26 protein-coding genes are annotated in these 25,700 nt (G+C 60.9%); 6 read left to right on the forward strand and 20 right to left on the reverse strand.

Annotated features, from left to right (window positions below; translation table 11 throughout):
- Window positions 1–122 precede the first annotated feature (122 nt).
- Window positions 123–560, forward strand: coding sequence for an Rrf2 family transcriptional regulator (locus OSC50_RS13750; RefSeq protein ID WP_253506906.1), 438 nt, complete (start codon window positions 123–125; stop codon window positions 558–560).
- Here the strand turns inward: OSC50_RS13750 and OSC50_RS13755 are convergent.
- Window positions 557–1,186: a ribonuclease T2 family protein gene (locus tag OSC50_RS13755; protein ID WP_266248979.1), complete on the reverse strand. Its 630-nt coding sequence runs from the start codon at window positions 1,184–1,186 to the stop codon at window positions 557–559. The genes OSC50_RS13750 and OSC50_RS13755 overlap by 4 nt on opposite strands.
- Window positions 1,187–1,222: 36 nt before the next feature.
- Window positions 1,223–2,203 (reverse strand): Gfo/Idh/MocA family protein, encoded by a 981-nt coding sequence (locus OSC50_RS13760; protein ID WP_266248977.1) that lies wholly within the window; start codon window positions 2,201–2,203, stop codon window positions 1,223–1,225.
- Window positions 2,204–2,328: 125 nt separating this feature from the next.
- Here OSC50_RS13760 and OSC50_RS13765 point away from each other — a divergent pair, with 125 nt between their 5' ends.
- The gene (locus tag OSC50_RS13765; RefSeq protein WP_181077164.1) at window positions 2,329–2,691 is read left to right on the forward strand and encodes an NUDIX hydrolase; all 363 of its coding nucleotides are present in this window, start codon (window positions 2,329–2,331) and stop codon (window positions 2,689–2,691) included.
- A gap of 329 nt (window positions 2,692–3,020) precedes the next feature.
- Here OSC50_RS13765 and OSC50_RS13770 read toward each other — a convergent pair whose 3' ends face one another.
- The 5 genes from OSC50_RS13770 to OSC50_RS13790 form a co-directional block, all read right to left on the reverse strand.
- Window positions 3,021–3,281 (reverse strand): hypothetical protein, encoded by a 261-nt coding sequence (locus tag OSC50_RS13770; protein WP_253506898.1) that lies wholly within the window; start codon window positions 3,279–3,281, stop codon window positions 3,021–3,023.
- Window positions 3,282–3,387: 106 nt separating this feature from the next.
- Entirely contained in the window at window positions 3,388–3,717 is a 330-nt protein-coding gene (locus OSC50_RS13775; protein WP_181077158.1) for a hypothetical protein, read from the reverse strand.
- 185 nt (window positions 3,718–3,902) lie between these two features.
- Window positions 3,903–4,340 carry a DUF3995 domain-containing protein gene (locus OSC50_RS13780; RefSeq protein ID WP_266248975.1) on the reverse strand — a complete coding sequence of 146 codons (438 nt, stop codon included), beginning with the start codon at window positions 4,338–4,340 and terminating at the stop codon, window positions 3,903–3,905.
- An 84-nt stretch (window positions 4,341–4,424) separates the two neighbouring features.
- Window positions 4,425–5,441, reverse strand: coding sequence for an ABC transporter substrate-binding protein (locus OSC50_RS13785; RefSeq protein WP_266248974.1), 1,017 nt, complete (start codon window positions 5,439–5,441; stop codon window positions 4,425–4,427).
- A gap of 129 nt (window positions 5,442–5,570) precedes the next feature.
- Window positions 5,571–6,020, reverse strand: coding sequence for a hypothetical protein (locus OSC50_RS13790; protein ID WP_253511822.1), 450 nt, complete (start codon window positions 6,018–6,020; stop codon window positions 5,571–5,573).
- A gap of 797 nt (window positions 6,021–6,817) precedes the next feature.
- Here OSC50_RS13790 and OSC50_RS13795 point away from each other — a divergent pair.
- Both OSC50_RS13795 and OSC50_RS13800 read left to right on the forward strand, forming a co-directional pair.
- Window positions 6,818–7,048, forward strand: coding sequence for a hypothetical protein (locus tag OSC50_RS13795; RefSeq protein ID WP_181077150.1), 231 nt, complete (start codon window positions 6,818–6,820; stop codon window positions 7,046–7,048).
- Between the two features lie 73 nt (window positions 7,049–7,121).
- Window positions 7,122–7,364, forward strand: a complete 243-nt coding sequence (locus OSC50_RS13800) for a DUF2789 domain-containing protein (RefSeq protein ID WP_181077149.1) — start codon at window positions 7,122–7,124, stop codon at window positions 7,362–7,364.
- A gap of 24 nt (window positions 7,365–7,388) precedes the next feature.
- On the opposite strand, the gene OSC50_RS13805 is transcribed toward OSC50_RS13800, so the two are convergent.
- The 12 genes from OSC50_RS13805 to OSC50_RS13860 all read right to left on the reverse strand — a co-directional run bounded on the left by OSC50_RS13805 (window position 7,389) and on the right by OSC50_RS13860 (window position 21,725).
- The gene (locus OSC50_RS13805) at window positions 7,389–8,999 is read right to left on the reverse strand and encodes a methyl-accepting chemotaxis protein (protein WP_434085306.1); all 1,611 of its coding nucleotides are present in this window, start codon (window positions 8,997–8,999) and stop codon (window positions 7,389–7,391) included.
- Window positions 9,000–9,163: 164 nt separating this feature from the next.
- Complete coding sequence (locus OSC50_RS13810) at window positions 9,164–9,568, reverse strand: TraR/DksA family transcriptional regulator (RefSeq protein WP_003191666.1); 405 nt, start codon at window positions 9,566–9,568, stop codon at window positions 9,164–9,166.
- Between the two features lie 346 nt (window positions 9,569–9,914).
- Entirely contained in the window at window positions 9,915–10,937 is a 1,023-nt protein-coding gene (locus tag OSC50_RS13815) for an ABC transporter permease (protein WP_266248969.1), read from the reverse strand.
- 58 nt (window positions 10,938–10,995) lie between these two features.
- Window positions 10,996–12,549: a sugar ABC transporter ATP-binding protein gene (locus OSC50_RS13820; protein WP_181077146.1), complete on the reverse strand. Its 1,554-nt coding sequence runs from the start codon at window positions 12,547–12,549 to the stop codon at window positions 10,996–10,998.
- 65 nt (window positions 12,550–12,614) lie between these two features.
- A complete protein-coding gene (locus OSC50_RS13825; protein ID WP_181077144.1) occupies window positions 12,615–13,547 on the reverse strand; it encodes a sugar ABC transporter substrate-binding protein in 933 nt (310 codons plus the stop codon).
- Window positions 13,548–13,591: 44 nt separating this feature from the next.
- The gene (locus OSC50_RS13830) at window positions 13,592–13,756 is read right to left on the reverse strand and encodes a hypothetical protein (protein ID WP_181077142.1); all 165 of its coding nucleotides are present in this window, start codon (window positions 13,754–13,756) and stop codon (window positions 13,592–13,594) included.
- Between the two features lie 128 nt (window positions 13,757–13,884).
- Complete coding sequence (locus OSC50_RS13835) at window positions 13,885–14,913, reverse strand: Gfo/Idh/MocA family protein (protein ID WP_181077141.1); 1,029 nt, start codon at window positions 14,911–14,913, stop codon at window positions 13,885–13,887.
- Window positions 14,914–14,974: 61 nt separating this feature from the next.
- Window positions 14,975–15,985 carry a bifunctional inositol 2-dehydrogenase/D-chiro-inositol 1-dehydrogenase gene (gene iolG, locus OSC50_RS13840; RefSeq protein WP_253506886.1) on the reverse strand — a complete coding sequence of 337 codons (1,011 nt, stop codon included), beginning with the start codon at window positions 15,983–15,985 and terminating at the stop codon, window positions 14,975–14,977.
- A 19-nt stretch (window positions 15,986–16,004) separates the two neighbouring features.
- Entirely contained in the window at window positions 16,005–17,936 is a 1,932-nt protein-coding gene (gene iolD / locus OSC50_RS13845) for a 3D-(3,5/4)-trihydroxycyclohexane-1,2-dione acylhydrolase (decyclizing) (RefSeq protein ID WP_266248966.1), read from the reverse strand.
- 69 nt (window positions 17,937–18,005) lie between these two features.
- Window positions 18,006–18,794 (reverse strand): 5-deoxy-glucuronate isomerase, encoded by a 789-nt coding sequence (gene iolB / locus OSC50_RS13850; protein ID WP_266248964.1) that lies wholly within the window; start codon window positions 18,792–18,794, stop codon window positions 18,006–18,008.
- Window positions 18,795–18,797: 3 nt separating this feature from the next.
- Window positions 18,798–19,685, reverse strand: a complete 888-nt coding sequence (iolE, locus tag OSC50_RS13855; RefSeq protein ID WP_181077132.1) for a myo-inosose-2 dehydratase — start codon at window positions 19,683–19,685, stop codon at window positions 18,798–18,800.
- Window positions 19,686–19,787: 102 nt separating this feature from the next.
- Window positions 19,788–21,725 (reverse strand): bifunctional 5-dehydro-2-deoxygluconokinase/5-dehydro-2-deoxyphosphogluconate aldolase, encoded by a 1,938-nt coding sequence (locus tag OSC50_RS13860; RefSeq protein WP_253506880.1) that lies wholly within the window; start codon window positions 21,723–21,725, stop codon window positions 19,788–19,790.
- A 283-nt stretch (window positions 21,726–22,008) separates the two neighbouring features.
- Here OSC50_RS13860 and OSC50_RS13865 point away from each other — a divergent pair, with 283 nt between their 5' ends.
- Window positions 22,009–22,917, forward strand: coding sequence for a MurR/RpiR family transcriptional regulator (locus OSC50_RS13865; RefSeq protein WP_034096994.1), 909 nt, complete (start codon window positions 22,009–22,011; stop codon window positions 22,915–22,917).
- A gap of 19 nt (window positions 22,918–22,936) precedes the next feature.
- On the opposite strand, the gene pdxR is transcribed toward OSC50_RS13865, so the two are convergent.
- Entirely contained in the window at window positions 22,937–24,352 is a 1,416-nt protein-coding gene (gene pdxR / locus OSC50_RS13870) for a MocR-like pyridoxine biosynthesis transcription factor PdxR (RefSeq protein WP_266248959.1), read from the reverse strand.
- A gap of 92 nt (window positions 24,353–24,444) precedes the next feature.
- Here pdxR and OSC50_RS13875 point away from each other — a divergent pair, with 92 nt between their 5' ends.
- On the forward strand, window positions 24,445–25,686 hold the full coding sequence (locus OSC50_RS13875; RefSeq protein WP_267165217.1) for a multidrug effflux MFS transporter: 1,242 nt from the start codon (window positions 24,445–24,447) through the stop codon (window positions 25,684–25,686).
- Window positions 25,687–25,700: the final 14 nt, after the last annotated feature.

Consider the following 25,700-nt stretch of genomic DNA (forward strand, 5'->3'; position numbering starts at 1 on the left):
ACTCGGGTATCCGGGCGCTTTCATGACACACCATAAGTTACATGAAAATAGAGCGTCAAGCATCTCGCAACTTTTCAGGTTACGAAGGATACTTTCGACCCATTCCACCTTGGGGCTGATCAATGAGAAACGACACGCGGCTATCGCGCATGCTGCATGTGCTGATCCACATGGGTCGCCACGACGAGCGCGCCACCTCGGAGACCATCGCACAGATGCTCGGCACCAATCCGGTGGTGGTGCGTCGCACGTTGGGGCTGCTCAAGGACAAGGGCTATGTGCGTTCGGAGAAGGGCCATCAGGGCGGCTGGACCCTGGGCAGGCCTTTAAATGAGATCACCTTGCTGGACATTCATAACGCCCTCGGCACGCCGTCGATATTTGCCATCGGGCTGTCTACCGACCACCCTGAATGCCTGGTGGAACAAGCGGTGAACGCGGCACTGACGGATGCCTTCGAACAGGCCCAGGCGCTGCTGCTGCAGCGCCTGGGCCAGGTGAGCCTGGCGCAATTGGCCGAAGACTTCGATGAGCGCTTTCGTGTGGCGATGCAGCCCTAACGCTGCGCAGGGATGCGAATCTCGCCCTGGCGGCATTGGGTCTTGACGCTACGGGGGCAACCGGCAAAAGCCAGGTCCTTGGTCAGGCATACCCGCACTTCCGACAGCACCTTGCCTTTGCAGATCACTGCCAGCCCATGGTCCCCCATGCGTGGGTTGCTCTGGCGGAACAGCGTCTCGATCTCGCGGGCCGACAGCGATGCCGGCGTGTGGAACGGCTGAAGTTGCTCGGGAATGGACACCACGCCCAGGGCCGTGTCGGTTTTTTCCAGATACGCCAGTGGTTCAAGGCCGCTGCAGGTGCCGTGCCGGGCCCATTCATGCTTGAGCAGCGCCGCCGTGGGGAACAGCGCGGCGCCCTTGGGCAGGGCTTCACGGCTCAGTGGTTGTTGCGGTGCACAGGAGGCCGGCCAACCGCCCCGGGCAAATTGCGGCCACAGGCCGTGCAGCACGAAGCCATAGCCCTTGCCGGAGCACTGTTCGTTGTCAGGGTGCGTGAGGCAAAACGTCGGCGACCACGACAACGACAGCACATAGAAATCAAATTGCCCCGGCGTCCCTGGGTCACGCGGCGCCGCCAAGGCGCCGGTGGTCAGCGCCAGCCACATCACCATCCAGTATTTCATGCGTGTATTCCTTTGGAAAAAACCGGTGTACCGCAGTTAGCCAGGATGATTGGGGTTACGTTGCAACACCTTGTCCAGAATCCGATCGGTCTTCAGCGCCTCGATGGCCAAGGACGGATGCTCGGCTTCGCCGCGAATATGCGCGTTCATGGCCAGCACGTGATGCCATTGGATATGCGCATGGCACGGCACCTCCAGCACTTGATCGCACTCCCCTTGCAGGCGCAGCGGCTGGTCTTCGAACACCGAAAACTGAATGCGCCCGCGGCTGCCGATGAGCTCGACGCTGTCTTCGCGACGGTCGGCGACAAAGTTCCAGCAGCCCATGCCCAGCGCGCCCGAACTGAAGGTCCAGCAGGCCGTCACTGCATCTTCGGCCGCGTAGCGCCCGGCCTGGCGCGCAGTGAAGCCCGACACTTCGACGATGTCCCCGGCCAGGTACTGAAATAAATCGAAGCCATGGCTGGCCAGGTCGGCGAAGTAGCCACCGCCGGCAATCGCCGGATCGGTACGCCAGTTGGCGGCACTGCCATCCTCGACGCCCGGCGGTTTGCACAGGGTCCAGGTCAAGTGGCGCAGTTCCCCAATGCGCCCCTCGCGCAGCCACTCGCGCACTTGCTGGAAACGCGGCAGCGAACGCCGGTAGTAGGAGACGAACAGGTGCAGGCCGGCACGCTCGAACGTGCGCTGCATCAGCGCACTCTGTTCGGCGTTCAGCGCCATGGGCTTTTCGACGCAGCAATGCTTGCCGGCCGCGGCCACCATCAGGCTGTATTCGAGATGGCTGTCGGGCGGTGTGGCGATGTACACCGCGTCCACTTCAGGGTCGTCGATCAGTGCCTGGGCGTCGGTATAGAAACGGGCGATGCCGTGGCGTGCCGCATAATCGCGCACCGCCTCCTCGCGACGCCCCATCACCGCCACCAGGGCCGAACCTGGCGCTTTATAGAATGCGGGTCCACTCTTTACTTCAGTGACACTGCCACAGCCGATCATGCCCCAGCGTACGGTACTCATCTGTTTACCTCGTGCTTTTGGATCAATCGGGCAGTATCCACATACCCGCGGCCACGCGCCATAACCACTTAGCATGACAATTGCATTACACTTTTGTGACAGTCATCACCTGAAGGGCATAGACGATGAAAATCAGGGCTACGGTCATTTGCGAACATGAGGGGCATATCCTCTTTGTGCGCAAGGCCCGATCGAAATGGGCGTTGCCCGGTGGCAAGGTCGAACGCGACGAACGTCCAGTGGGCGCGGCTGCACGTGAGCTGGAAGAAGAAACCGGATTGAGCGTGGACGGTTTGCTGTACCTGCAGGAACTCAAGGCCCGCGACACCGTGCATCACGTGTTCGAAGCCTCCGTGGTGAACATCGAAGAGGCCCGTCCACGCAATGAGATCGTCGATTGCCATTGGCATGCCTATACCGCCATGGATCAGCTGGACACCACCGACGCCACTCGCCACATCGTCAAATCCTTTGTGCGCCGCCTGTAAATCAGAGCTGGGTCAGCGTGGTTGACTGGGTACAGCGCGCGGAGTTTGCCGAAGATCAAGTTTGACGCCAAGGTTAAATCCCAGGCAAAAAAAATCCCAAGTAGCTGATGGAAACTTGGGATTTAAAAATGCATAAACCGTGGGAGGTGAACGCGAGGCTATTTTAACCGCAGTAAAAAGCTGTAACAAGATTACCGGAGTCCTTTCGTCGGAATAAAAGCGCTGTAAGTCCTTCAATAACCACATCTTTTTTAGGGCATCAGGACATTCAGATGCCACTTTTTGGTGCAACTAACAGTATTAGCCCTTAAATAACCAAGGGTTATTACTTATAACTGCGGCGTACTTTTCTGCGATTGTTCGCTTAATTGCTCACATGTATCGCGCACATCCAGGCTGCCGTTCGCAGTCACACTGGCGACCCGCGCCACTTGCTGGCACAGCGCCAGACGCTCGGCAGCCATCGCTCGCTCGCGATCAGCCTGGGCATTGATATGCATGAAATAGGCGCCAAGCATCAGTGCAATGCCGACCACGGCGGCTATGAGGTAGCGCAGGCTGTTTGATGAAGGGTGATGTGGCTGCTGCATGACCGCTGGCGCCCTGCTCAATTGGCAATTACGGGCGCAATTGTATGCAAATGCAAACACAGGGTTTGTGGGGGATTTGTAAACCCGCGCGCGCAGCGCCGCTCGGTTACTTGCGCGCCACCTTATAACGCACACAGTCCTGATAAAAACTCTGGCGAATGGCCTCAGGTTTGAGCCGTGACCGGCTGTCATACGTCTGTTCGGTAATCCCCATGGCCATCATGCGCATCCAGGACTTGCTGAACTTGATGGTCTGGATCTTCTGCCGGGCGGCATACAACGACACACCCGACAGCTTCAACTCTTGAGCCCTGGCGGCCGTGCCCGCACCCCAGCTGCACATGTACTTGTCCCCTTCGCGCAACTCCCGCGCCTGCACCGCAGCCGCACCGCCCGCCAGGGAGCAAGCGATCAGCATGATTCCAACATTGCGCATTTGCATCCCCGCCTAACCACCTGAAAATAAACGCGATTCTGGCGAGGATTTTGTTACAAAGGGGCCATTAAAATGCCTTATTGCGTTATGCGGTCACGGCCTCAATTCACATCGAATTACAAGGGAGCAAGCGCTCTGATCACGGCCTCAGCGCCGTCCCAGCGCTGTAAAGACGTCTGTGTGCTTCACACCCACGCCACCACCAGCAACCCTACCCCCAGCGCCAGGCACAGCGGCGAGTAAAGGTATGTATCCCATCGAGCAAACGTCGATCCACTGACTTTCTTGAAAAAACCCACCAGTTCCGAATCGCCAATCGCCCTGGCAAACATCAGTACGGCAATGACACTGATACCCCATTGCAGCGCACGGTGGGAAACCGGGGGAAAGTACAGGCCGGCGCGCAGGCAGACGAGCAAGGCAATCGCCACCAACCCCATTGCGACCAGAAAGGTGCCCAGGGCCGAAGGCTTGAATGCCGGGCGCGGACCGCTGGCGAATTCGCCGGGCAGCTGAGGGATGGCGGCGAGGCTGCCAAGCTTGCCGCCGGCGGCCCAATACAAATGCACCACGCTGATACCGGTGAATATGCCGACGATCCACCGTGCAATCACAAAGCTCATGACGGGCTCTCCATGAAAAGATGCGCAAGAGAATAGCCGCCCTGGCTTTTTTTGCCGGTATTTCGTCGCACAGCAACCCGTTGCCTACTTCAGGCTGGCCTCGACCTTCTGCGCCACATCCTCGGTCAGCCAGGCTTTCCATACCTCGGGATGGTCCTTGAGAAACGCCTGGGCAACCTCCCTTGGCGGGGTGTGATTTTCGCTCATGGTCGCCAAGGCTTTGTTCAGCGGCTCAATGGGAAATTCGACCTTCTGAAAAAAACCGGCGATCTGCGGGTGGTCTTTCTGGAACGGCGTCGACACGCCGATACTCAACTTCGACGCCAGCGAGCGGGTCGGTTTCGGATTGGGGTTATCCGCATCCGTCAGCGTCTTCCAGGCCTCGGCATCGAACGGTGGTTCTTCCAGCTGAATCAGTTTGTAGCGCCCCATCAAGGGCGTCGGCGACCAGTAGTAGAACAGCACTGGCTTGCCGCGGCGGATCGATGAAGCAATTTCCGCATCCAGCGCCGCGCCCGAGCCGCTGCGGAAGTTCACATAGCTGTCGTCCAGGCCATAAGCTTTGAGTTTCTGCTTGTTGACCACTTCCGAGGTCCAGCCGATGGGGCTGTTGAGAAAGCGCCCCTTGCCGGGCGATTCCGGGTCTTTGAACACGTCTTTGTAGCGCGCCAGGTCATTGACGCTCTTGAGGTCCGGCGCCAGCGGCTTGATGCCTTTGGAGGGGTCGCCCTTGACCACGTACTCCGGCACCCACCAGCCTTCGGTCGCGCCCTTGACGGTATCGCCCAGCCCCGCCACCTTGCCTTCGGCCTCGGCTTTGACCCACACGGGGCTGCGGCCGGCCCACTCTTCGCCGATCACCTGGATGTCATTCTTCGCCAGTGCGGTTTCCAGGGTAATGGTCGTGCCTGGCAGGGTGTCGGTGGGCAAGTCGTAGCCCTTCTCGACGATAAACCGCAGCACTTCGGTAATCAGGCTGCCGCTTTCCCAATTCAGGTCGGCAAAATGCACCGGGGCCTGCGCGGCGCAAACCGGCAAGGAGGCCATCGACAGACTCAGGCTCGTCAGTGACGCCGCCAACAGGGTTCTCAAACCTTTCATGCCTTACCTCGCGTTGCTGCAGCCATAGCGGATGGCTTTGCTGCGAACGCGCGAAGCCCCTGAATAGTTAAGTCAACTCAACTGTAGTAGAGGTTCCGAAAGACACCGCAAGGGGGTGTTATAAATGCGTTACTCACTGGCCTTGAACGTCACCAGCTCACCCTTGCGCCACTTGGCGGCCTTGGCGGTCACGGCCTTGAGGGTCTTGGTCAGGCCTTCCTGCAATTGTTCATGGGCGGCGAACACCAGCATGACGCTATGGCCTTCCTTGAATAGGATGCCCTCGCCTTCGGCCGAAGAAACAAAGGCGTAATCGCCCAGGCCATATACCGTTAACTTGATATCGCGAAACTTCAATTCAAACTTGCCACCTTCACGACTGGGCAATACAGCCGCTCGAAAATGGTCGCCTACCTTAAGTTCCAGATGCTGCTTGTCATCCACCACCATCGCCGTTTCAGTATCGATTTCGGCGATGTAGATACCTTCAGGCGTCTGCTCGGTGACGTAAACAAAACGGGACTGGAACTGTTTGACCAACTTTGCGCGTAAATCACCCAGCACGAACAGTGCGTGCATATCCAGATTACTGACTGCCAAGGAAAAGCCCCCACATCAAAAAAAGTGCTGTCCGCAAAAACGGGCAGCACACAAAACGGCCGTAACGGCTCGATGACACAACCTATTCGTTGAAAACCCGAAGAAACATCCTGCCGCGCCGTCGGTGCAGGCGCACATCGATCGACCTGATGCCAGGTCAACGGCGTTCACAGGAAATCACAGGTTCAGTGACCGGAGAATACCGGTCGCGCCTCTTCAGAGAAAAACCCGATGGAAAACGTCGTTTTCCGACACTCAACACTTAACAAAATACCTCGGCATGGAACCGAGTGTCGACCGACAACAACAATCATACTAAAGCAGCCACATAGGGCCAAACCACTCTGCAACGCTGCCGTTCAATTCATAAGACTGATCGAAAGGAGCTGACCATGCAACGCAGTCATGACCCCGCTACGTCTTTCAATACGCGTTCAGCATGTACCGACGCGCGCCAATATTACTGTGTGCAGAGCCTGAATGGGTACTCCAATTCCGTTCTTTACCAAGTGGTGCCGGCCGGAAGAGATTTCTTTCATATCATGGAAGTCACCAGTGGCCGGATTCGAGGCTTTCGCAGCGGCCACGGCAAGGCCTGCGAACTGGCCAAGCAACTGGAAGCCATGCTGTATGACGGGATCGTTTCGTCACCTGGCTGACTTTACCGCGCCGTTGCCCTCCAACTACTGCCATACTGGCCCGTCCATTGAAGTTTGCCCCCCTGTGCGGGTCAGGTTTCATCAGTGCAGTTGAATACCTCGAAGGGAAGGCTATACGTGACGGAATTTGATATCGGCGAATTTTTTATTCGCGGCGAAGCCAGGGAAGTAGACGGGGAATTTCAAGCAGTGATCGTGATGCGCGCCAAACCACCTTCAAGTGCGATGAGCACCCACCAGGTAGAAAAAGACCGCTGGTTCAAGACCGAGGAAGCGGCCGCCCATGCTGCCAGAGAGTCGGCCCAGGCCCTCAAGACCGCCGTGGATGCAGGCGCGCTGACCTCCTGACAAACTAATTCGAACTCTGCATTGCCAGAAGTCTCCCATGCATAACGCCCCTCAGCCCGCATGGAGATATTCGATGGACACCACGACCCCAACCCTGGAAACCCTGTTCGATCAACTCGGCCTGGACTCGTCCCAGGAAGCGATCGAGCAGTTCACCGCCGCTCACCGTCTGCCGGACGACGTGAAATTGATCGATGCGCCGTTCTGGAGCGAGCAACAAGCGAGCTTTCTCAAGGAGCAATTACACGTCGACGCCGAATGGGCGCCGGCGGTGGATGACCTGAACGCTCTGTTGCATGAGCCCGCCAAGGCGTGATGCGAGCGACAGTCGCGTCTAACCTCAGCGCTTGGCACTTTCCGGTTTATAACCCAGGCGCAAACCGCCCCAATGCCGGCCGTTGACCATGATCGGTACCGACAGATCATGCATCAGCTCGCCGGTATCGCGGGTGTAGGTCTGCAGTAACACCGCCTGCTGATGACTGCCGCAGCGAATCCCCGTGCGGTCGTCGAATTTGCGCTTGGTGCGGTTCTGTACCGCATCCACTTGCGCATCCCCGGTCAACGGCTGGGAAAACGCCGCGTTATGGGTGGGCACATAGCCCTGCGGCGTGCAGGCAATGGCAAACACCAACCCTTCGTGACGCGGCAACAGTGCCTCCTGGATCGGTGGCAGCACTTTGTCGGTATAGCCGTCGAAGCGGGTGTGGTACTTGCTCGGGCTGGTGTTGGGAATCGGGGTGTAAGTACGGTCGAACAGGTCATCCAGGCTGATACGGTTCTGCTGCACGTCCGCTTCGAACTGCGCGCCTATGCGGCTCGCGCCTTCACGCGCCAGGTCATAGACCCGCTGGTGATAATCATCAAGCCCCACCGCCGCGAGACGTTCGCTGATGATTTCGGCCTGCCCCTCCATCTGCACGGCGGCTTCGGCCAACTGGCGGGTCTGCGCATCGCTGACGCTTAAATCGCTGCGCATCTGTTCGACGGCATGGAACAGGCTGTCAAGCTGGGCCTGGTTGGTGTCGGTGCCCTGGGCGATCTGGTTGACCTGGCCTTCCACATCCGCCGCCAGGCTGGCAATGTTGTCCAATTGTTCGCCCGCGTGTTCCACCTGCTCGACACCGGTGTGCAGATCTGCCGACAATTGGCGGATCTGCTCCACCACCTGGGCCGTGCGCTGCTGGATATCCGCCACCATCACCCCGACCTCATCGGTGGCCGTGGCTGTACGCCCGGCCAGGCCGCGCACTTCGTCGGCCACCACCGCAAACCCGCGCCCATGTTCACCGGCCCGCGCCGCCTCGATGGCGGCATTGAGCGCCAACAGGTTGGTCTGGCTGGCGATGGACTGGATCACCAGGGTCACCCGTTGGATTTCCTCACTGCGCTGGCTCAAGGCTTCGATCAGCTCGCGGCTGGCATTGGCGCGCTGGCTGAGCTGACGCATGCGGGTGATCGATTGCACCAGCACTTCCCGGCCTTCGGTACTGCGTTGATGGGCCTGGCTGGCGGCGCCCAGGGCCTGTCGGCTGAGTTGGGACGTGACCTGCTCGGTGCTGATCATGACTTCAGCATTGCCGACAATCTGCTTGGCCGCCGTCAATTGGGATTGCAGGCGCGCCGCCAGTTGCTTGACCGAATAGGCCACGCCGGCCGCGGACAGCGCGTTATGGCTGGTGGTATAGGACAGGTCGCGGGTGAGTTCGCCAATCGCATCGGCGTTAGAGGCAGCGACAGTGTCCGGCGCGCGCGCCTTCAAACGGGGCAGCCAGACCACCAGCAGCGCCAGCGTCAGGCACAGGTAGATCGGCAGATTGGCGAACGCCAGGCCCAGCAGCACCAGCACCAGAGCGGTGCTCTGCAACAGCGGCGCCAACCAGCCGGGCAAGCGGCGCGCCACCGCGTGTGGCGGCACTGCTGCGCCCATCAGAGATCCGTCCCCAGCCATTTCGTCACCCCACTGTTTGTCTTTATTGTCACGGCATTAAACGCCACTATCGGGCCATTATCCATGGGCCTTTAGTGGGGTGCCGTGCAGTAGATCAATAGTAGACGGGGTGTAGCGGGTCTTCCTCCAGGGAACCGTAGGAACGGTTCCCCGGCTTCACCGCATCAGGCTTGGCGCTGATGCTTGTCGATCTGCTCGTGGCGCTCTTGCGCTTCGATGCAGTACTTGGTGGTCGGGCTGATCAGCAGGCGCTTGAGGCCGATAGGCTCGCCGCTGTCATCGCACCAGCCGAAGGAATCTTCCTTGATGCGTTCCAGGGCACGCTCAAGCTGCGGCAGCATGCGCTGGTCGCGGTCGATGGCGTTGACCAGCCAGGTGCGCTCTTCTTCCACGGAAGCAGCGTCGGCCGGGTCAGCCGGGGTGTCCAGGCTTTCAATGGCGATACGGTTCTGTTCAATGCGCTCGTGGTGTTCCACTTTCATGTCTTGCAGCAACTTCTCGAAAAAAGCGTGCTGTTCGGCATTCATGTAGTCATCCGCCGGCATGGCCAGCAACTTTTCCTTTGTCATTGATTTCTCTATAAAAAATACGTGCATTAAGGCGAATAAGGGAGCGTTCCGGCCGACCTGTGCAGGTCTCGGAAGGGCGCCGTCCATTCCAAGCGCCACCCGGCACTCAATTTACGAGGGGCGGCAGTCTAAGGCCGACTTGAGGGCGCAGCAACTGAAAAGACAGGCATTTTTACCGATATAACCCCCAAAGACACCAGGACGGGCTTGGCGAATGGTTATCGGAGTGCGTTTATAGCAGGAAAGTTCGTAGAGCAGCTATAAGCCGCAAGCTGCAAGCGACAAGCTGTAGAGCCAATCGGACTTGCAGCTTGCAGCTTGTGCCTTGTGCCTTGTGCCTTACAGCTCAGCGTTTAAGCTTGCGCTTATTGCGATATTGATCGATCACCACCGCCACCACGATGATCAGGCCCTTGATGATGTCCTGGATATACGCATCCACCCCCACAAACGTAAACCCGCTGGCCATCACGCCCAGGATCAGTGCGCCAATCACCGTGCCGGTAATGCGCCCTACCCCGCCCGCCAGGCTGGTGCCGCCGATCACGGCGGCGGCAATCGCATCCAGCTCGTAAGACATGCCCATGCCGGCCTGGCCTGTCGCCGCGCGCGCCGACGCCACCACACCCGCCAGGCCCGCCAGCAGACCGGCGATGCTGTAGACAATGATCAGGTGGCGCTTGACGTTGATCCCCGACGTACGCGCCGCCTGCATATTGCCGCCGATGGCGTAGGTGTACTTGCCGTATTTGGTGTAGCGCAGGGCGATGTGGAAGATGACCGCCACCACCAGAAAGATGATCACCGGCATCGCGCCGTGGCCGATCGCGGTGTAGGAATCGGACAGCATGCTCACCGGCTGCCCTTCGGTGTAATAACGCGCCAGGCCACGTGCCGAAACCATCATGCCCAGTGTGGCGATAAACGGCGGAATACCGGTGACGGCGATGATACTGCCGTTGATCGCCCCCGCCAGCAGCCCTACTCCCAGGCCCATGGCTACCGGGATCCACACCGGCAGGTCGGTCAGGCTGGGAAACACCGCCCGCGAGAAGTCCGAGGTCTGCGCCAGGCTGGCGGCAATCATCGCCGACAATGCCAGCACCGAGCCCGAGGACAAGTCGATCCCCGTGGTAATAATCACCTGGGTCACGCCGATGGCCAGCAGACCGATGATCGACACCTGCAGGATCATCAACACCAGGCGCTGGGAGTTCATCAGGAAGCTCTGGTCACGCACGATCCAGCCGAACACCTCAAACACCAGGCCGATGCCAATCAGCACCAGGAAGATGCTCAGCTCGGTGGGTATTCGCCGCCGGTGATTGACCGGGGCCATGGCAGGCTTGTTGTCTGTTATTGCGTTCATAACCCTTCACCTTCTTATTCTTGGGCGCGGGCCAGACACCGGCCCGTGCAGCTGTTTGTCAGTGGACCGCGGTCATACCGGAGGCCAGCTGCATGACTTTTTCCTGGGTCGCCTCACTGCGGTCGAGGGTGCCCATGAGTTCGCCTTCGTGCATCACCATCACCCGGTCGCTCATGCCCAGCACTTCGGGCAATTCCGAAGAAATCATGATCACCGCCATGCCTTCGCTGGCAAGGAAAGCAATCAACCGGTAGATCTCGGCCTTGGCACCGACGTCGATGCCCCGTGTCGGCTCGTCGAGGATCAGCAGGCGTGGGTTGGTCATCAGCCAGCGCGCCAGCAACGCCTTCTGCTGGTTGCCGCCGGACAACGTATCGATGCACTGCTCCAGCGACGGCGTTTTCACCCGCAGCTTCCTGCACATGTCTTCGCACAGCGCACGCAGGGCTTTTTGCTGGATAAAACCGTTACCTGAATAGTGCGGCAGCACGGCCATCTCCATGTTTTCCAATACCGACAGACAGGGGAACAGCCCACTGAGCTTGCGATCCTCGGTCAGCAGCGCGAAGCCTTTGTCGATGGCCATGTGCGGGTCGCTGATGCGCACCGGCTCGCCATCGAGGGTGATCCGGCCGCCGTCCGCCGGGGTAATGCCGAACAGGGTTTCGGCCACATTGGTACGGCCCGAGCCCATCAGCCCGGCGATCCCGAGGATCTCGCCGGCGTGCAGGTCGAACGACACCCCCTTGAACACCCCGTCCAGGCGCAGGTCGCGCACCGACATCAGCCGCTCGCCGATCGGGGTTTCGCGCACCGGGAACAGTTGGCTCAGTTCGCGGCCCACCATCATCGAAATCAGGCTGTCGCTGTCCATGCTGTCAGCGCGCTGCAGGCCGATGTAGCGGCCGTCGCGAAATACCGCCACCTCGTCGGCGATGGCGAACACTTCGTTCATTTTATGCGTGATGTAGACGATGCCTTTGCCTTGTGACTTGAGGTCGGCAATGATCGAAAACAGGTGGGCCACTTCCTTCTCGGTAATGGCCGATGTCGGTTCATCCATGATCAGGATGTCGGAGTCATAGGACACCGCCTTGGCAATCTCGACCATCTGTCGCTCGGCGATGCTCAGGTTGCCTACCTGCTCCTCAGGGTCCAGGTTGATACGCAGGCGCGCCAGCAACTCGGCGGTGCAGCGGTGCATTTCACGGTGATTGACCATATGCAGGCCGTTGAGCTGCTCGCGGCCGATCCAGATGTTCTCGGCGATGGTCATGTGCGGCATCAGGTTGAGTTCCTGATGGATCATCGCGATCCCGGCTTTCTGGGCGGCCAGAGGCGTGTCGAACACGATCGGCTTGCCGCGCAGGCGAATTTCGCCGCTGTCGGGCTGGTAGATTCCGGCGATGATTTTCATCAGCGTCGATTTGCCCGCTCCGTTCTCGCCCATCAGCGCCAACACGGAGCCAGGGCGCACGCGCAGCTGCACATCATCCAGGGCCACGACACCGGGGAAGCCTTTGCTGATGTTGACGATTTCCAGCAGGTAGGGCTCCTCCAGCGTAAGCGGCTGGATACCCGGGTGCTGCGGGACGGTGGCTTGAGCGAGCATAGGCAGGTACTCCATCGGCGGAGCGGGCATAACCGCCCCGCCGGCTTATTATTGTGGTGTCAGGGCTACTTGAAGTCTTTGACGTTATCCGGGGTGATCAGCTTGAACGGGATGACAATGTTCTGCTCGATCGTCTCGTTCCTGGCCAGCTTGCGCGCCGCTTCCACTGAACCGACAGCCTGGCCCTTGGCGTCCTGGAACACCGACACGGCCATTTCGCCCTTGGTAATCGCATTCAAACCGTCCGGCGTGCCGTCGACGCCCGCGATCAATACACTGCCCTTTTCCTTGCCGGCCGACTTGAGCGCCATGGCTGCGCCGATTGCCATCTCATCGTTATTGGCCAGTACCGCCTGGAAATCGCGACCTTGGGTCAGCCAGTTGTTCACCAGATCCATGCCGGTCTGGCGCAGCCACGTCCCCGTCTGCTCCTGCTCGATTTCGATGCCTGGGTATTTAGCCAGAATCTCTTTCACGCCCTTTGTGCGGTTTTGAGTGGAGTTGTTCGCCAGGTCGCCCAACAGAATGACAATCTTGCCCTTGCCGCCCAGTTTGTCGGCGATGTACTGCATTTGCAGCTTGCCGGCTTCTTCATCGTCGGAAGTCACGGCAGCGACGCCTTTGGGCAAGTCTTTCTGGTCGGGGCGACGGTTGACGTAGACCAAGGGAATTCCGGCCTCAATGGCGGCCTTGCTGATTCGCGCCGTGGAGGCGGTATCCACCGGGTTCACGATGATCGCATCAACTTTCTGGCCGATAAAATTCTCGACCTGGCTCAGTTGCTTGACCACATCGGCACGGGCGTCTTCGAACTGCAGTTGTACGCCATCTCCCTTGGGGTAGGACTTGGCTTGTTGGTCCATGTACTTGCGCACATTGGTCAGGTAGTTGTCATCGAATGAGGACATGCTCACGCCAATCTTCAGATCGGCGGCCATGGCAACACTACTCAGCAACAAGGACAACGCCAGCGCGGTAAAACGGATCGGGGTCTTCATGAACGGTCTGTCTCCACTTTCTTGTTGGTTTTGTTTGGACGTTCTCAGAGCGTGGCGGGCAATCGCACGATCGGCGCGCCGGGGATGCAGCACACCAGCGCGTCGTTGTTTTCGACGCACAGCACATTAAGGAAGGAGAAGTAGAACGGCCGGGCGCGTGGCGCAGAGAGGGGGCGTAAAACTCGCAGTACAGCGTTGAAGATTTTCATCTGACGGTACCTGGTTGTTTTTGATCTTGTTTTTGTTGAGCCGTGCGGATCGAGCCCGCGACGTACTTTTTGCAACCTGGAAAAGACTTTATTGGAAAATAATTTCCATATCAACCTGTTTTAGAATTTTATTCTATTTTTGTTGAAACCACTTGCTGGCGCTCGGCGCTCAGGCGTGCAGCGTCCAATATGCGGGTGGTTTCCAGCGCGTCATAAACGTCCACGGGCAGCGGCCCTTGCCCTTGTACCGCCGCTTGAAACTGGCGATAGAACTGAGTCCAACAGCCTTTTTCCGATGGCACGCGCTCACGTTCCGGCCCTTGCTCGAACCAGCCCCAGCGCCGGTGTTCCTCGGCGCCCCAATGCTCGCCTTCGGTTTTCGGCGTTTTGCCGGCCATCAGCGCTTCTTCCTGACCGTCCAGCCCCTCGACGGTGTAGCAACCCAACGTGCCGCTCACCCGAAACCGCGGCGCCGGGCTGTTCTGCAGGGCGTTGCCCCACAGATGGGAAATCACGCCGTTGGCGTGAGTCAGGGAAACGAAGAAGCCATGATCGACCGTAGGATGCTCGGTGCTGTAGTGCAGTTGCGCAAATACTCGGTCCACCGCACCGAATAGTTGCAGGGCCTGGTCCACCAGGTGGCTACCGAGGTCACGCAGCCAGCCGCCTCCACTGGCATTGCCCAGCGCCTGCGGGCTGTAGCGTTCCACACGGGATTCAAACCGGGTGATGCGGCCCAGGGCGCCGGCGTCGATCAGTTTGCGCAGGGTCAGATAGTCCGAGTCCCAGCGTCGGTTCTGGTAGACGCTGAGCAACGTGCCCTGGCGTTCAGCCGCCGTAATCAACGCCTGGGCCTGTTCGGCGTTGGCCGCAAAGGGTTTGTCGCTGACCACCGCCACCCCGTGTTCGATGGCTTCCAGCACCAGTGCCGGGCGACCTTTCAGCGTGGTGGAAATCACCAGCGCATCGACACCGGCTTCGACGATCTGGCCGATGCTGTCAAAGGCCTTCACCCCTGGAAGATCCATGCTCAATTGCTGGCGGCGTTCGGCCGAACGGGTCACCACGCCGACAAACGTGGCACCCGGCAGGGTGGCAATCAGCGGCGCATGAAAGAAGCGCCCTCCATGGCCATAGCCGACTAGTCCGATTCGCATATCGACACTCCTTACTTGAAGTGAAAACCCAATCCATTTTTTTCAGCGTGCCTCCAGAAGTTCAGCCGTAGAAGCGTGGGCGTTCCGGCAGGCTGACCTTGACGATCTGCCCACTGCCCTGCGCCTCGATGCACGCATCCGCCGCCACCGCGGCGGCAAAGCCATCCCACGCCGACGGCCCGCCCACCTTGCCGGCGCGCACGCTATCGATGAACGCTTGCAACTCCACGTCATAGGCGCCGATAAAGCGATCCTTCCAATCCATCAGGATCGCATTCGACAGCTTGGCCTCACTGCGCAGCTGCACCTGGGACGGCTCCGGCAATTTGGCGATACCGGTCTCCCCCACCACTTCGCACTGGATGTCGTAGCCGTACTGGCAGTTCACGAACACTTCCACGTCGATACGCGTGCCCTTGGCGGTTTCCAGCAGCACGATCTGCGGGTCACGCAGGTGAGCCAGGGCCTTGCTGGTCTTGCGTGGAAACACCACCTGCACCGACACGTAGTCGTCGTCGAGCAACCAGCGCAGTACATCCAGCTCGTGGATCAAGGTGTCGGTGATCGCCATGTCGGTCTTGTAGTTTTCACCCACCCTGGGATTGCGGTGTGCACAGTGCAGCATCAGGGGTTCGCCGATCCGGCCGCTGTCGATCACGGCTTTAAGGGCGCGATAGCCCTCATCGTACGGGCGCATAAAGCCCACCTGCACCAGGCGCTTGCCATGGGCCACTTCGGCTTCGACGATCTTGCGGCAGCCTTCGGCGGTCACCGCCAGCGGCTTTTCGCAGAACACCGGTTTGCCGGCGGCAATCGCCGCGAGCACGAATTCTTCGTGACTCGGCCCCCAGGAGGTCACCAGGATCGCTTCAACCTCGGCCGAGTTGATCAGCGCATGGCCGTCGGGGTACACCTCGGCGGCCAACTGCAAGTCGGCAACTACCTTGGCGGCCTGGTCCAGATTGATGTCGGTCACCGCCACCACCTGGCTATTGAGCAAGGTCTGGCTGCAACGACGGATATGGTCGCGGCCGATGGCGCCGGTCCCGATAACACCTAGCTTCAAAGACATACACACACTCCTCTTGTTATTAGTACTGCCGGGCCTTGGCCAGGTGCTCGTTGAGTTTCTTCGCTGCCGCGTTCGTGCGTTCGCTGGTGGACACCTGCGCCACTCCCACCCGCCACCAGGACAGGTAGCCGTGAACCATGGTCTTGGGCAGTACCTTGATATCGATCAGGGTCGAGACGGCTTGCGTGCGCGCATCGGCCAGGGCCGCTTCAAGCTGCTCCACAGTGCTGACCTTGTAGGTCTTGCAGCCATAGGCCGCCGCGCTCATGGCGAAATCCACCGGTACCAGGCTGCCGTCAAGCTTGCCGCTCTCGGGGTTGCGGTAGCGGAACTCGGTGCCGAAGCTGTCCATGCCGTTGCCGATCTGCAGGTTGTTGATGCAACCGAAGGCCATGTTGTCCAGCAACACCACGTTGATCTTGCGCCGCTCCTGAATCGAGGTGGCCAGCTCGGAATGCAGCATCATGTAGGAGCCATCGCCGACCAATGCGTAGACCTCCTTGCTCGGCTCGGCGAGCTTCACTCCGAGGGCGGCGTTGATCTCATAGCCCATGCATGAGTAGCCGTATTCAACGTGGTAGGTATTCACGCCCTTGCTGCGCCAGGCGCGCTGCAGATCGCCAGGCAGGCTGCCGGCGGCGGCGACGATGATCGCGTCGTCGGCCAGGCTTGCATTGAGCACGCCGAGCACACGGCTCTGGGTCAGGCACGAGCCGGTCAGCTCGATAAATTCGCGCAGTACGGCGCGGTCCAGACGGTCATCGACCTCGGGCACAAAGCCATCGCCGTGGTACTCCACCTGATGCACGCGCTCGACTTCGGCGTCCAGTTGCGCCTTGGCGGCGGCAATCTGTTCGCCCCAACCTGCGCGGTAGTCACCGAGGGCATCGGCCAGCGCCTCGAGGGCGACCTTGGCGTCGGCCACGACTTGCACGCCGTCGAGTTTCAACGCATCGCAGGGGCTGATATTCAGGTTCAGAAATTGCACCTCGGCATGCTTGAACAGCGATTTGGACGAGGTGGTGAAGTCAGTGTAGCGGGTGCCGATACCGATGATCAGGTCCGCTTCAGGCGCCAGCAGGTTGGCCGCCAGGCAACCGGTTTCGCCGATGCCACCGACGTTAAGCCGGTGCCCGGACACGATTGCGCTCTTGCCCGCCTGGGTCTCGGCGAAGGGAATGTCGAAGCGCTCGGCAAAGGCTTGCAGCGCGGCATTCGCGCCGGCGTACTTGACCCCGCCGCCGCAGATGATCAGCGGTTTGCGCTTGCCCCGCATAACCTCCAACGCATCGCCGAGCATCGCGGCGGTGGCCGGACGGCGGTCGATACGGTGCACGCGCTTTTGCAGGAAGTAGTCGGGATAATCCCAGGCCTCGGCCTGCACATCCTGGGGCAGCGCCAGGGTCACCGCGCCGGTTTCGGCGGGGTCGGTGAGCACGCGCATGGCATGAATTGCCGCCGTCATCAATTGCTCGGGGCGGTTGATGCGATCCCAGTACTTGCTCACGGAGCGGAACGCATCGTTGGTGCTGATGCTCAGGTCGTGGAACTGCTCGATCTGTTGCAGCACCGGGTCGGGCTGGCGACTGGCGTACACATCGCCCGGCAACAGCAGCAACGGAATACGGTTGGCCGTGGCAGTCGCTGCAGCGGTGAGCATGTTCGCCGCGCCGGGCCCGACCGATGCGGTGCACGCGTAGATTTTGCGGCGCAGGTGCTGCTTGGCAAAACCGATGGCGGCATGGGCCATGCCCTGCTCGTTACGGCCCTGATGCACCACCAAATCACCGCTGTCCTGCTCCAGCGCCTGCCCCAGGCCGAGCACATTGCCGTGGCCGAAAATCGTGAACACGCCGGCGACGAACTTGCTCTGCACGCCGTCGACTTCGATGTACTGGTTGTCCAAAAACTTCACCAGGGCCTGGGCCATGGTCAATCTTGTTGTGGTCATGTTCGCACCTTGTAGGAATGCAAATCCGTCGGTATCCAATGTGGCACGCGCTCGCTCGCGCCAACCCGTCTAAAGATCCAGCAGCCAGCTGTGCTGCGGGTCGTTATGGAAATGCCAGGCGCGCTTGGGGCCCGCCATTACGTTCAGGTAATACGACTCGTAGCCATAGGGCACGCTGACCGGGTGATACCCCTTGGGCACCACCACCAGGTCGCTGTGTTCCACGGCCATGGCCTGGTCGATGCTGCGATCGTCGGTGTACACCCGCTGGAACACAAAGCCTTGGGGCGGGTTGATCTGGTGGTAATAGGTTTCTTCCAGGAAGCTCTGGTGCGGCAGGTCGTCGGTGTCGTGCTTGTGCGGCGGGTAGCTCGATGAATGCCCCGACGGCGTGCGCACTTCCACCACCAGCAGCGAATGGGCCGGTGCGCTGTCGGGCAGGATGTCGCACACATAACGGGTGTTGGCGCCTTTGCCGCGCACGCTGCGCTTGCAGTCTTCGGGACGGATCAGGCGCGGTTCATAGCCTGGCGCGCCGGGTGCGGCGCACACGGCAATCTGCACGTCGGTCAAGGCCGTGACCTGGGCGTCGGTGCCCGGTGGAAGGTACGCGGCGAACGGCGATTTTTCCTCAAACACCGACTGGCGATCACCGAGGTTCTGCCAGTTGAAGCCTTCGCCTTCGATAGTGACTCGGCCACTGAGCAGCACCAGGCACAGCTCTTTATCAGCGGCACTGACCGGCAGGGTTTCGCCCAGGCTCAGGCGGTAGGCCGAGAAGCCTACGTACTCCAACCGCCCTGCTTCCAGGGCAACCATGGTGTGTCCGCGTTTGCTGCTTTTGACCAACAAGCTCATCACTCAAGTCCTCTCGTCGAGCAGCGCACGCAAGGTGTCGTAGCCCTTTTTCGCATAGATATAGCTTGGCGCCACGGCTGGGTCCTGCTCGGCCTCAACCACCAGCCAGCCCTCATATTTCGCGGCCATCAATGCATCCAGCAACTCGGCAAAATCGATATCGCCGTCACCGGGCACGGTGAACGTGCCGTTGACGATGCAGTCGGGGAAGCTCCACATCTGGTTGCGCGCCAGCTGCACCACCGGCTTGCGCACATCTTTGAAATGCACATGGCAAATCCGCGCGATGTGTTTGCGCAGCACTTCGATAGGTTCGCCACCGCCCATATAGCAGTGGCCGGAGTCGAACAGCAGACCGACCTCCGGGCCGGTGCGCTGCATCAGTTGATCGATGTCTTCAGGGGATTCGACATAAGCGCCCATATGGTGGTGGTACGCCAGGCGCACGCCCTGGGACAGGGTGAAGCGCGCCAGCTCGGTAAGTTTGTCGGCGTACTCCTGCCAGGCCTGCTCGCTGTGGAATCGCGGGCGTTCGATCAGACGAATGCGCGAGCCCTGGATCGAATCGGCCACCTCGCCGTACACCAGCACCTTGGCGCCGTTTTGTTTGAGCAACTCGACATGGCCGGCGATGGCCTCGATTTCCTCGGCCACCGAGCGCCGGGCCAGGCGGCTGGAATACCAGCCCGACACCAGCGCCAGGTCATAGGGCCGAAGCACATCGCCGACGCCTTTGGCGTCCTTGGGGAACTTGCCGTTGAGTTCGAAGCCTTCGTAGCCGATGTCCTTGCCTTCGCTCAGCGCGGTGCTCAGCGGCGTTTCACCGCCCAGGGCCGGCAGATCGTCGTTGCTCCAGGAGATCGGGTTGATGCCAATTCGGATTGCGGGCATGGCTGCACCTTTATTATTTTCGGGTATCACTGAGTTCTGCTTTTTGTGGGAGGGAGCTGGCCCCTCCCACATTGGAATTGCAGCGCACATTCAAAGCTGTGGTCAGGTTCGCGCGCTGCGCCAGGCGTTGATCAGTTGTTCGAAGGTCGCCTGCACTTGCTGAATCAGAGTCTCATCATCGATCTCCCCCGCCATCCACAACCGGCTCGGTTCCTGGAAGATCGTGCGGCCCACTGCAAATCCTCGGCACGTCGTGCTCTGACTGGCCTGCTGGAACCCGCTGGCCAAACATTCCGCCGAGGCATTCAAGCCCAGCAGCACCACGCCACGGCAGTACGGGTCGCGCGCCTGGATCAGCTCGTCGAGCTTCTTCCAGTCTTCGGCCGACTGTGCCTCGATCTTCCACCACGCCGGGTAGATGCCCAGGTTGTACAGGCGCTTAAGGCTACGGTAGAGCACATCCGGGTAGGTCGATGGGTGTTCCTTGGGCGGGATGACTTCCAGCAGCAGCTCGTGGCCGCTGACCAGGGACGCGTCGTACACCGCCTTGAGTTGGGCTTCCTGCTCCAGGCGCAGCATGGGTTCATCGTCGGGATGGTATTGCACCAGGCACTTGATGATCTGCTCCTGGGGCCAGGCGATCAGGTTGCTGCCGATGGACCGTCCATGCTCGAAGGTCAGCGGCCGCGAGTTCTGCACTTCCACCGGGCGCGCGATCCACCAGCCGCGCCCGCTGGCCGCATTGAGTGCGTCCTGGCCGAAGCGCTGGTCGGCGAGCAGGCCCACATCGGCCTCCACGCCTTGCTCGGCGAGCTTGCGTTCCACGCGCTCGACGGCCTGGATAAACAACTGCTTGATGTCGCTGATGCGCGCCGGGGCCTGGCCGCCGCGCTGGGCCAGGTCCACCAACTGCCAGCGGTGATCGAAGGCGAAGATAAACAATTGCTTCCATGCCTTACGCGGCACGGTCACGCGGTGCAGGCGTTGCAGGGTCTCGTCCTGATCGGGCCGGGTGATCGGCACCGGGCTGCTGAACAGGTAATCCAACTCGGCAGGCGTGGGCATGGCCGGCGCACAGGCATGGCGCGACACCACCAGACCGCCGCAGGCATTGGCCAACTGACTGCAACGCTCGTCGCTGGCGTCATTCAGCCAACCGCTGAGAAAGCCCGACATAAAAGCATCGCCGGCCCCCAGTACGTTGAGCACTTCTACCCGTACGCCGGGGTAGATCGCACCGTCTTCCAAGCGTGCCGGGATCGCGCCGTGGATCACCGTGCACCCTTGCGGGCCGAGCTTGACCACCAGCGTCGCCGGCGTCAGCCCGCGCACCGTGCGCAGGGCCGTGAGCAAATCCGCACTGCCGCCGGCGATCAAAAACTCTTCTTCGGTGCCGACGATCAGGTCGAAGCGGGGCAGGATGCTTTGCACGTGCTGGCTCACCTTCTGGTCGGCGACAAACCGGGTTTCGCCATCGGCCTTGCCCGCCAGCCCCCACAGCACCGGCCGGTAGTCGATGTCGAGTACGCGCTGGACGTTATGTTTGGCCGCATAGTCCAAGGCCTGGATGCTGGCCTTGTACACGCCGTCGGTGGAGAAATGCGTGCCGGTGATCAACAGCGCCTTGCTGGAAGCGATAAACGCTTCGCTGATGTCTTCGGCGCGCAGGGCCATGTCGGCACAGTTCTCGCGGTAGAACACCAGCGGGAAGGTTTCGCGGTCCTTGAGGCCGAGCAGCACCAGCGCGGTGAGGCGTTCCGGGTCGACCTTGATCGCACTGACGTCACAGCCCTCACGGGCCAGGGACTCCACCAGAAAACGCCCCATATGGTCGTCGCCCACGCGGCTGAGCATTGCCGACTTGAGCCCCAGCCGCGCGGTGCCGAAAGCGATATTGGCGGAGGACCCGCCGAGGTACTTGGCGAAGCTGGACACGTCCTCAAGCCGAGCACCGACTTGCTGTGCATAGAGGTCGACGCCCAGGCGCCCGAGGCAAATCAGATCCAATTGACGCCCACTGGCAAAACGAGTCTGGCCCATGCTGGCTCCTATTATTTTTATCAGCCTGCGTTGTGCCGCCGTGGCGACGGCAAACGCTCTTGGTGGAGCAGACTAGAACGTTCGGCGGCACCAATCAATATTTATTCCATAATTATTTTTAGTGGAATATTTTTTCCAATAAGCCGGCATAATGGCACGCCAGCCGCCGTGCATCGTTTCAGCCAGCCTCGCCGGCCGTGATGCCGGGGTATTTTTTTGCGCCTACCCTGTAGACTGGCGCCACCCATCAGCGCACCAGACGAACACGCCAGAAGGATTGCCCATGTCCCGCACCGATCCCGAGACCACCCTGGAAGACACGATCGCCAGCCCTCCGATCAATGCCGAACGCCTGCTGCAGCTGATTACCGACGAATACGAAAGCCTGCCGCGCCAACTCAAACGCATCGCCAGCTACATGAGCCAGCAGAGCGACCGCATCATGGTCGACCGCATCAGCGACATCGCCCGCGAATGCGAAGTGCACCCCTCGGCCATCGTGCGTTTTTCCCAGCGTTTCGGGTTCAGCGGGTTCAGTGAGATGCAGGCGCTGTTCCGCGAGGCGTACACCCACAAGACCACCCCGGTGCAGAACTACCAGCAGCGCATCCGCAGCATGATCGCGAACAAATCGCAGAAGGCCAGTGGCGGCGACCTGGCACGTGAGTGCGTCAACGCCACCCTCTCCGGCATCGAGCGCCTGGGGCTGGAGCTCGATGACGCCATGTTCGAAAAAGCCGTGGACCTGGTGGTCAATGCCGACAACATCTACGTGGTCGGCGTGCGCCGCTCCTTTGCCGTGGCCGACTACCTGGTCTACAACCTGCAGCACACCAACAAGCGCATCCACCTGATCTCCGGCCTGGGCGGCAGCTACCGCGAGCAGATGCGCAGCGTGCGCGCCAATGACCTGGTGATCGCCATCAGCTTTACGCCCTACGGCAAAGAGACCCAGCACTGCCTGCGCATCGCCCAGCACCATCAGGCCAAGACCCTGATCATCACCGACAGCAACCTGTCGCCCCTGGCTAAGCGGGCCAACGCGGTGCTGCTGGTGAACGAGGGGTCTTCGTTTGCGTTCCGCTCATTGAGCGCCACGCTGTGCCTGTGCCAGGCATTGTTTATTGCGGTGGCGTATCGCCTGGAATTGAAAGTGGATGAGATTCACGAGCAGGTCGGGTTCGAGGATTGACCCCACGACCTGTCACTGCTCACTGAAACAACGCCGCCAGTGCCCGGCCGTGGTAACGGATCTGCGCCAAGGTCAGCGCGGTGTAGCCAATGATCACCGCCGGCGGCAACCTCGCCTCATGGCAGAACGCGCCCAGCGGCTGCAACGTCAGCCCGGCAGATGCCGCCCGGGCACAGAAGTCCGCTTCTTTAACCCCTGCCGGCAGCCATAGCACAAAATGCAGCCCCGCCTGCTGGCCACTGACGACGGCATGCCCGCCGAGGCATTCGAGCAGCGCATCGCGACGAGCCAGATACGCCTGGCGTGAAGCGCGTAAATGACGCACAAACGCCCCGCTGCCAAGTAACTCCACCAAGCCCAATTGATCACTGGCGCCGACCGAATGCCCGGTGAGGTGCAGGGTGCGCAGCAACGCCCGGCGCAGCGTCTTGGGCACCACCATAAAGCCCACTCGCAGACCGGGAAACAGGTTCTTGTTGAAGCTGCCGCAGTAGATCACCCGGTCATCGGCGTCCAGGGCTTTCAGGGCGGCCAGCGGCGCGCTCTGGTAGTTATATTCGCTGTCGTAGTCATCCTCCACCACCCATGCCTGCGCGCGTGCGGCCCAGTCCAGCAAAGCCAGGCGGCGCGATACCGACAGGGTCATGCCCAGCGGTGCCTGGTGCGCCGGGGTCACGTAGACCAGGCGGGCCGCATCGGGGAGCCGGGAGGTGTCGAGCCCGTCCGCGCCGACCGGCACCGCCTGCACCTGAGCGCCGCACAGTTCGAACAAGCGTCGTGCCGGTGGGTAGCCAGGGTCTTCGACACAGGCCGTGTCGCCGGGCTTGAGCAGGGTGCGCGCAATCAAATCGAGGGCATGCCGAATGCCGGTGGTAACAACCACTTCATCCGCCTCGCACTGCAGGCCGCGATATCGGCGCAGGTAGTCGGCGATCCGGGCGCGCAGTTCCGGCACGCCCGCCGGATGGGATGCCTCCAGCGCGCCCGGCCCTGCCGCGAGCAGCCCACGGGACAGGCAGCGGGCCCAGGTCTTGAGGTCGAACAGACCGGCGTCCGGGCGCCGTGCGACAAAAGGCACATGGCTTTGCACACCCGCGTACGGGCGGTCCGCCTCGACCGGGCGACGCGGCGTCTGGCGTGCGTTCGGCGCCGCGATAAAGTGTTCGGGGATGACCGCGCAGACGCGCGTGCCGGAGCCCGCAATGCGTTGCACATACCCCTCTTCCTGCAAGCGCTCGTAAGCCGTTTCCAACGTGCCGCGCGACACCCGCCAACGCTCGGCCAGGCTGCGCGTGGACGGCAAACGGCTGCCTCCCGGCAATTGCCGGTTGAGAATCGCGCCGCGCAATGCCTCGTACGCGCCCTGCTGTTTGCCCGCATCCAGCGTGTCGGGGCGCGGCAGGTCAAGGGCGGATGCAGTTTTACCTCGGCTCATAGTGGTCCATTCGTTTTCGGCATAAGTGGCTCACAGGATTAAACCACAAAGCCGCTAGAGTGCCGGCTCCACTTCTTGCCAAGAGCTTGCCCATGACTCAACGCGCCCTTTCCCTGGGATCCTGGCTGGTGCTGCTGACCGTATTGATCGGACTGCCGCGCGTCGCACTGGACATGCACCTGCCGGCACTGCCGGCCATGGCCGACTACTTCCAGGCCAGCGACAGTCAGCTGCAATTGACCCTCACGCTGTATACCCTCGGCTCGGCGATTTCGCTGCTGATCAGCGGCCCGCTGACTGACCGCTTCGGCCGTCGCCCGGTGTTACTGGCGGGACTGGCGCTGTATGGGCTGGCCACCTTGGCCTGCGCCTTGGCCGACAGCCTCGGCGTGCTGATTATCGCGCGACTGTTCCAGGCCCTGGGCGGCTGCTGCACCACGGTGATCGGGCGGGTGATCGTGCGCGATCACTTCGAGCGCGACGAACAGGCACGCCTGCTGGGATTAATCTCCATGGCGATGGCGGTATCGCCCATGGCCGCGCCGGTCTTGGGCAGCCTGTTGCTGCCATTGATTGGATGGCGGGGCCTGTTCCTGCTGTTGGGCGCGATTGGCGTGGTGTTGTATGGGGTGGTCCATCGGCGCCTGCCGGAAACCCGCCCGACGCAAGTGGCGGCGACAGCGCCGGGCAATCTGTTGCACCTGTATGGGCGGTTGCTGGGCGACCGCTACTTCCTGCGCTACGCGCTGGCCATCGGCTGCGTATACAGCACCTATTTTCCCTTTATCAGTGAGTCATCGGCGCTGCTGCAACGGGGCTTTGGCTTGTCCGCCACGGCTTATGCGCTGGTGTTCGCGGCAACCATCAGCGGCTATATGCTGGGGGCGAATCTGTTTCGTCGGCTGGTGCTGCGCTTTGAAGCGGATCGATTGATCAGCGCAGCCATCGCACTGAACGTGGTCGGCAGCCTTCTGCTCGCTGCGGGCACGGCCGCCTGGGTGCAGCAATGGCTGGCGATCGTACTGCCGATGGTGGTGATCATGGTGTCGGTGGGGATGGTGATTCCGGCGTGCCAGTTGTCGGTGTTGCAACCTTATGGCGCAATTGCCGGCACGGCCTCGGGGCTGTTCTTCTTCATCCAGATGTTCCTCACTGCGGTGAGCAGTTGGGTCACCGGTGTGTTATCGGACGGCACATCGCAGCCGTTGCTGATCATGACGGGTGTGGCCAGCACCTTGCTGGTAGCGACCTGGCTGACGCTCCACCCAAAGCAAAGTGGGAGGGCGACGCGCCCTCCCACGAGGTTCCGAGCAGTACTCGGGTTTAGTGCATGAAGATCGCGATCAGA

Origin of the sequence: Pseudomonas quebecensis (genome assembly GCF_026410085.1) — a bacterium.
Taxonomy (GTDB): domain Bacteria; phylum Pseudomonadota; class Gammaproteobacteria; order Pseudomonadales; family Pseudomonadaceae; genus Aquipseudomonas; species Aquipseudomonas quebecensis.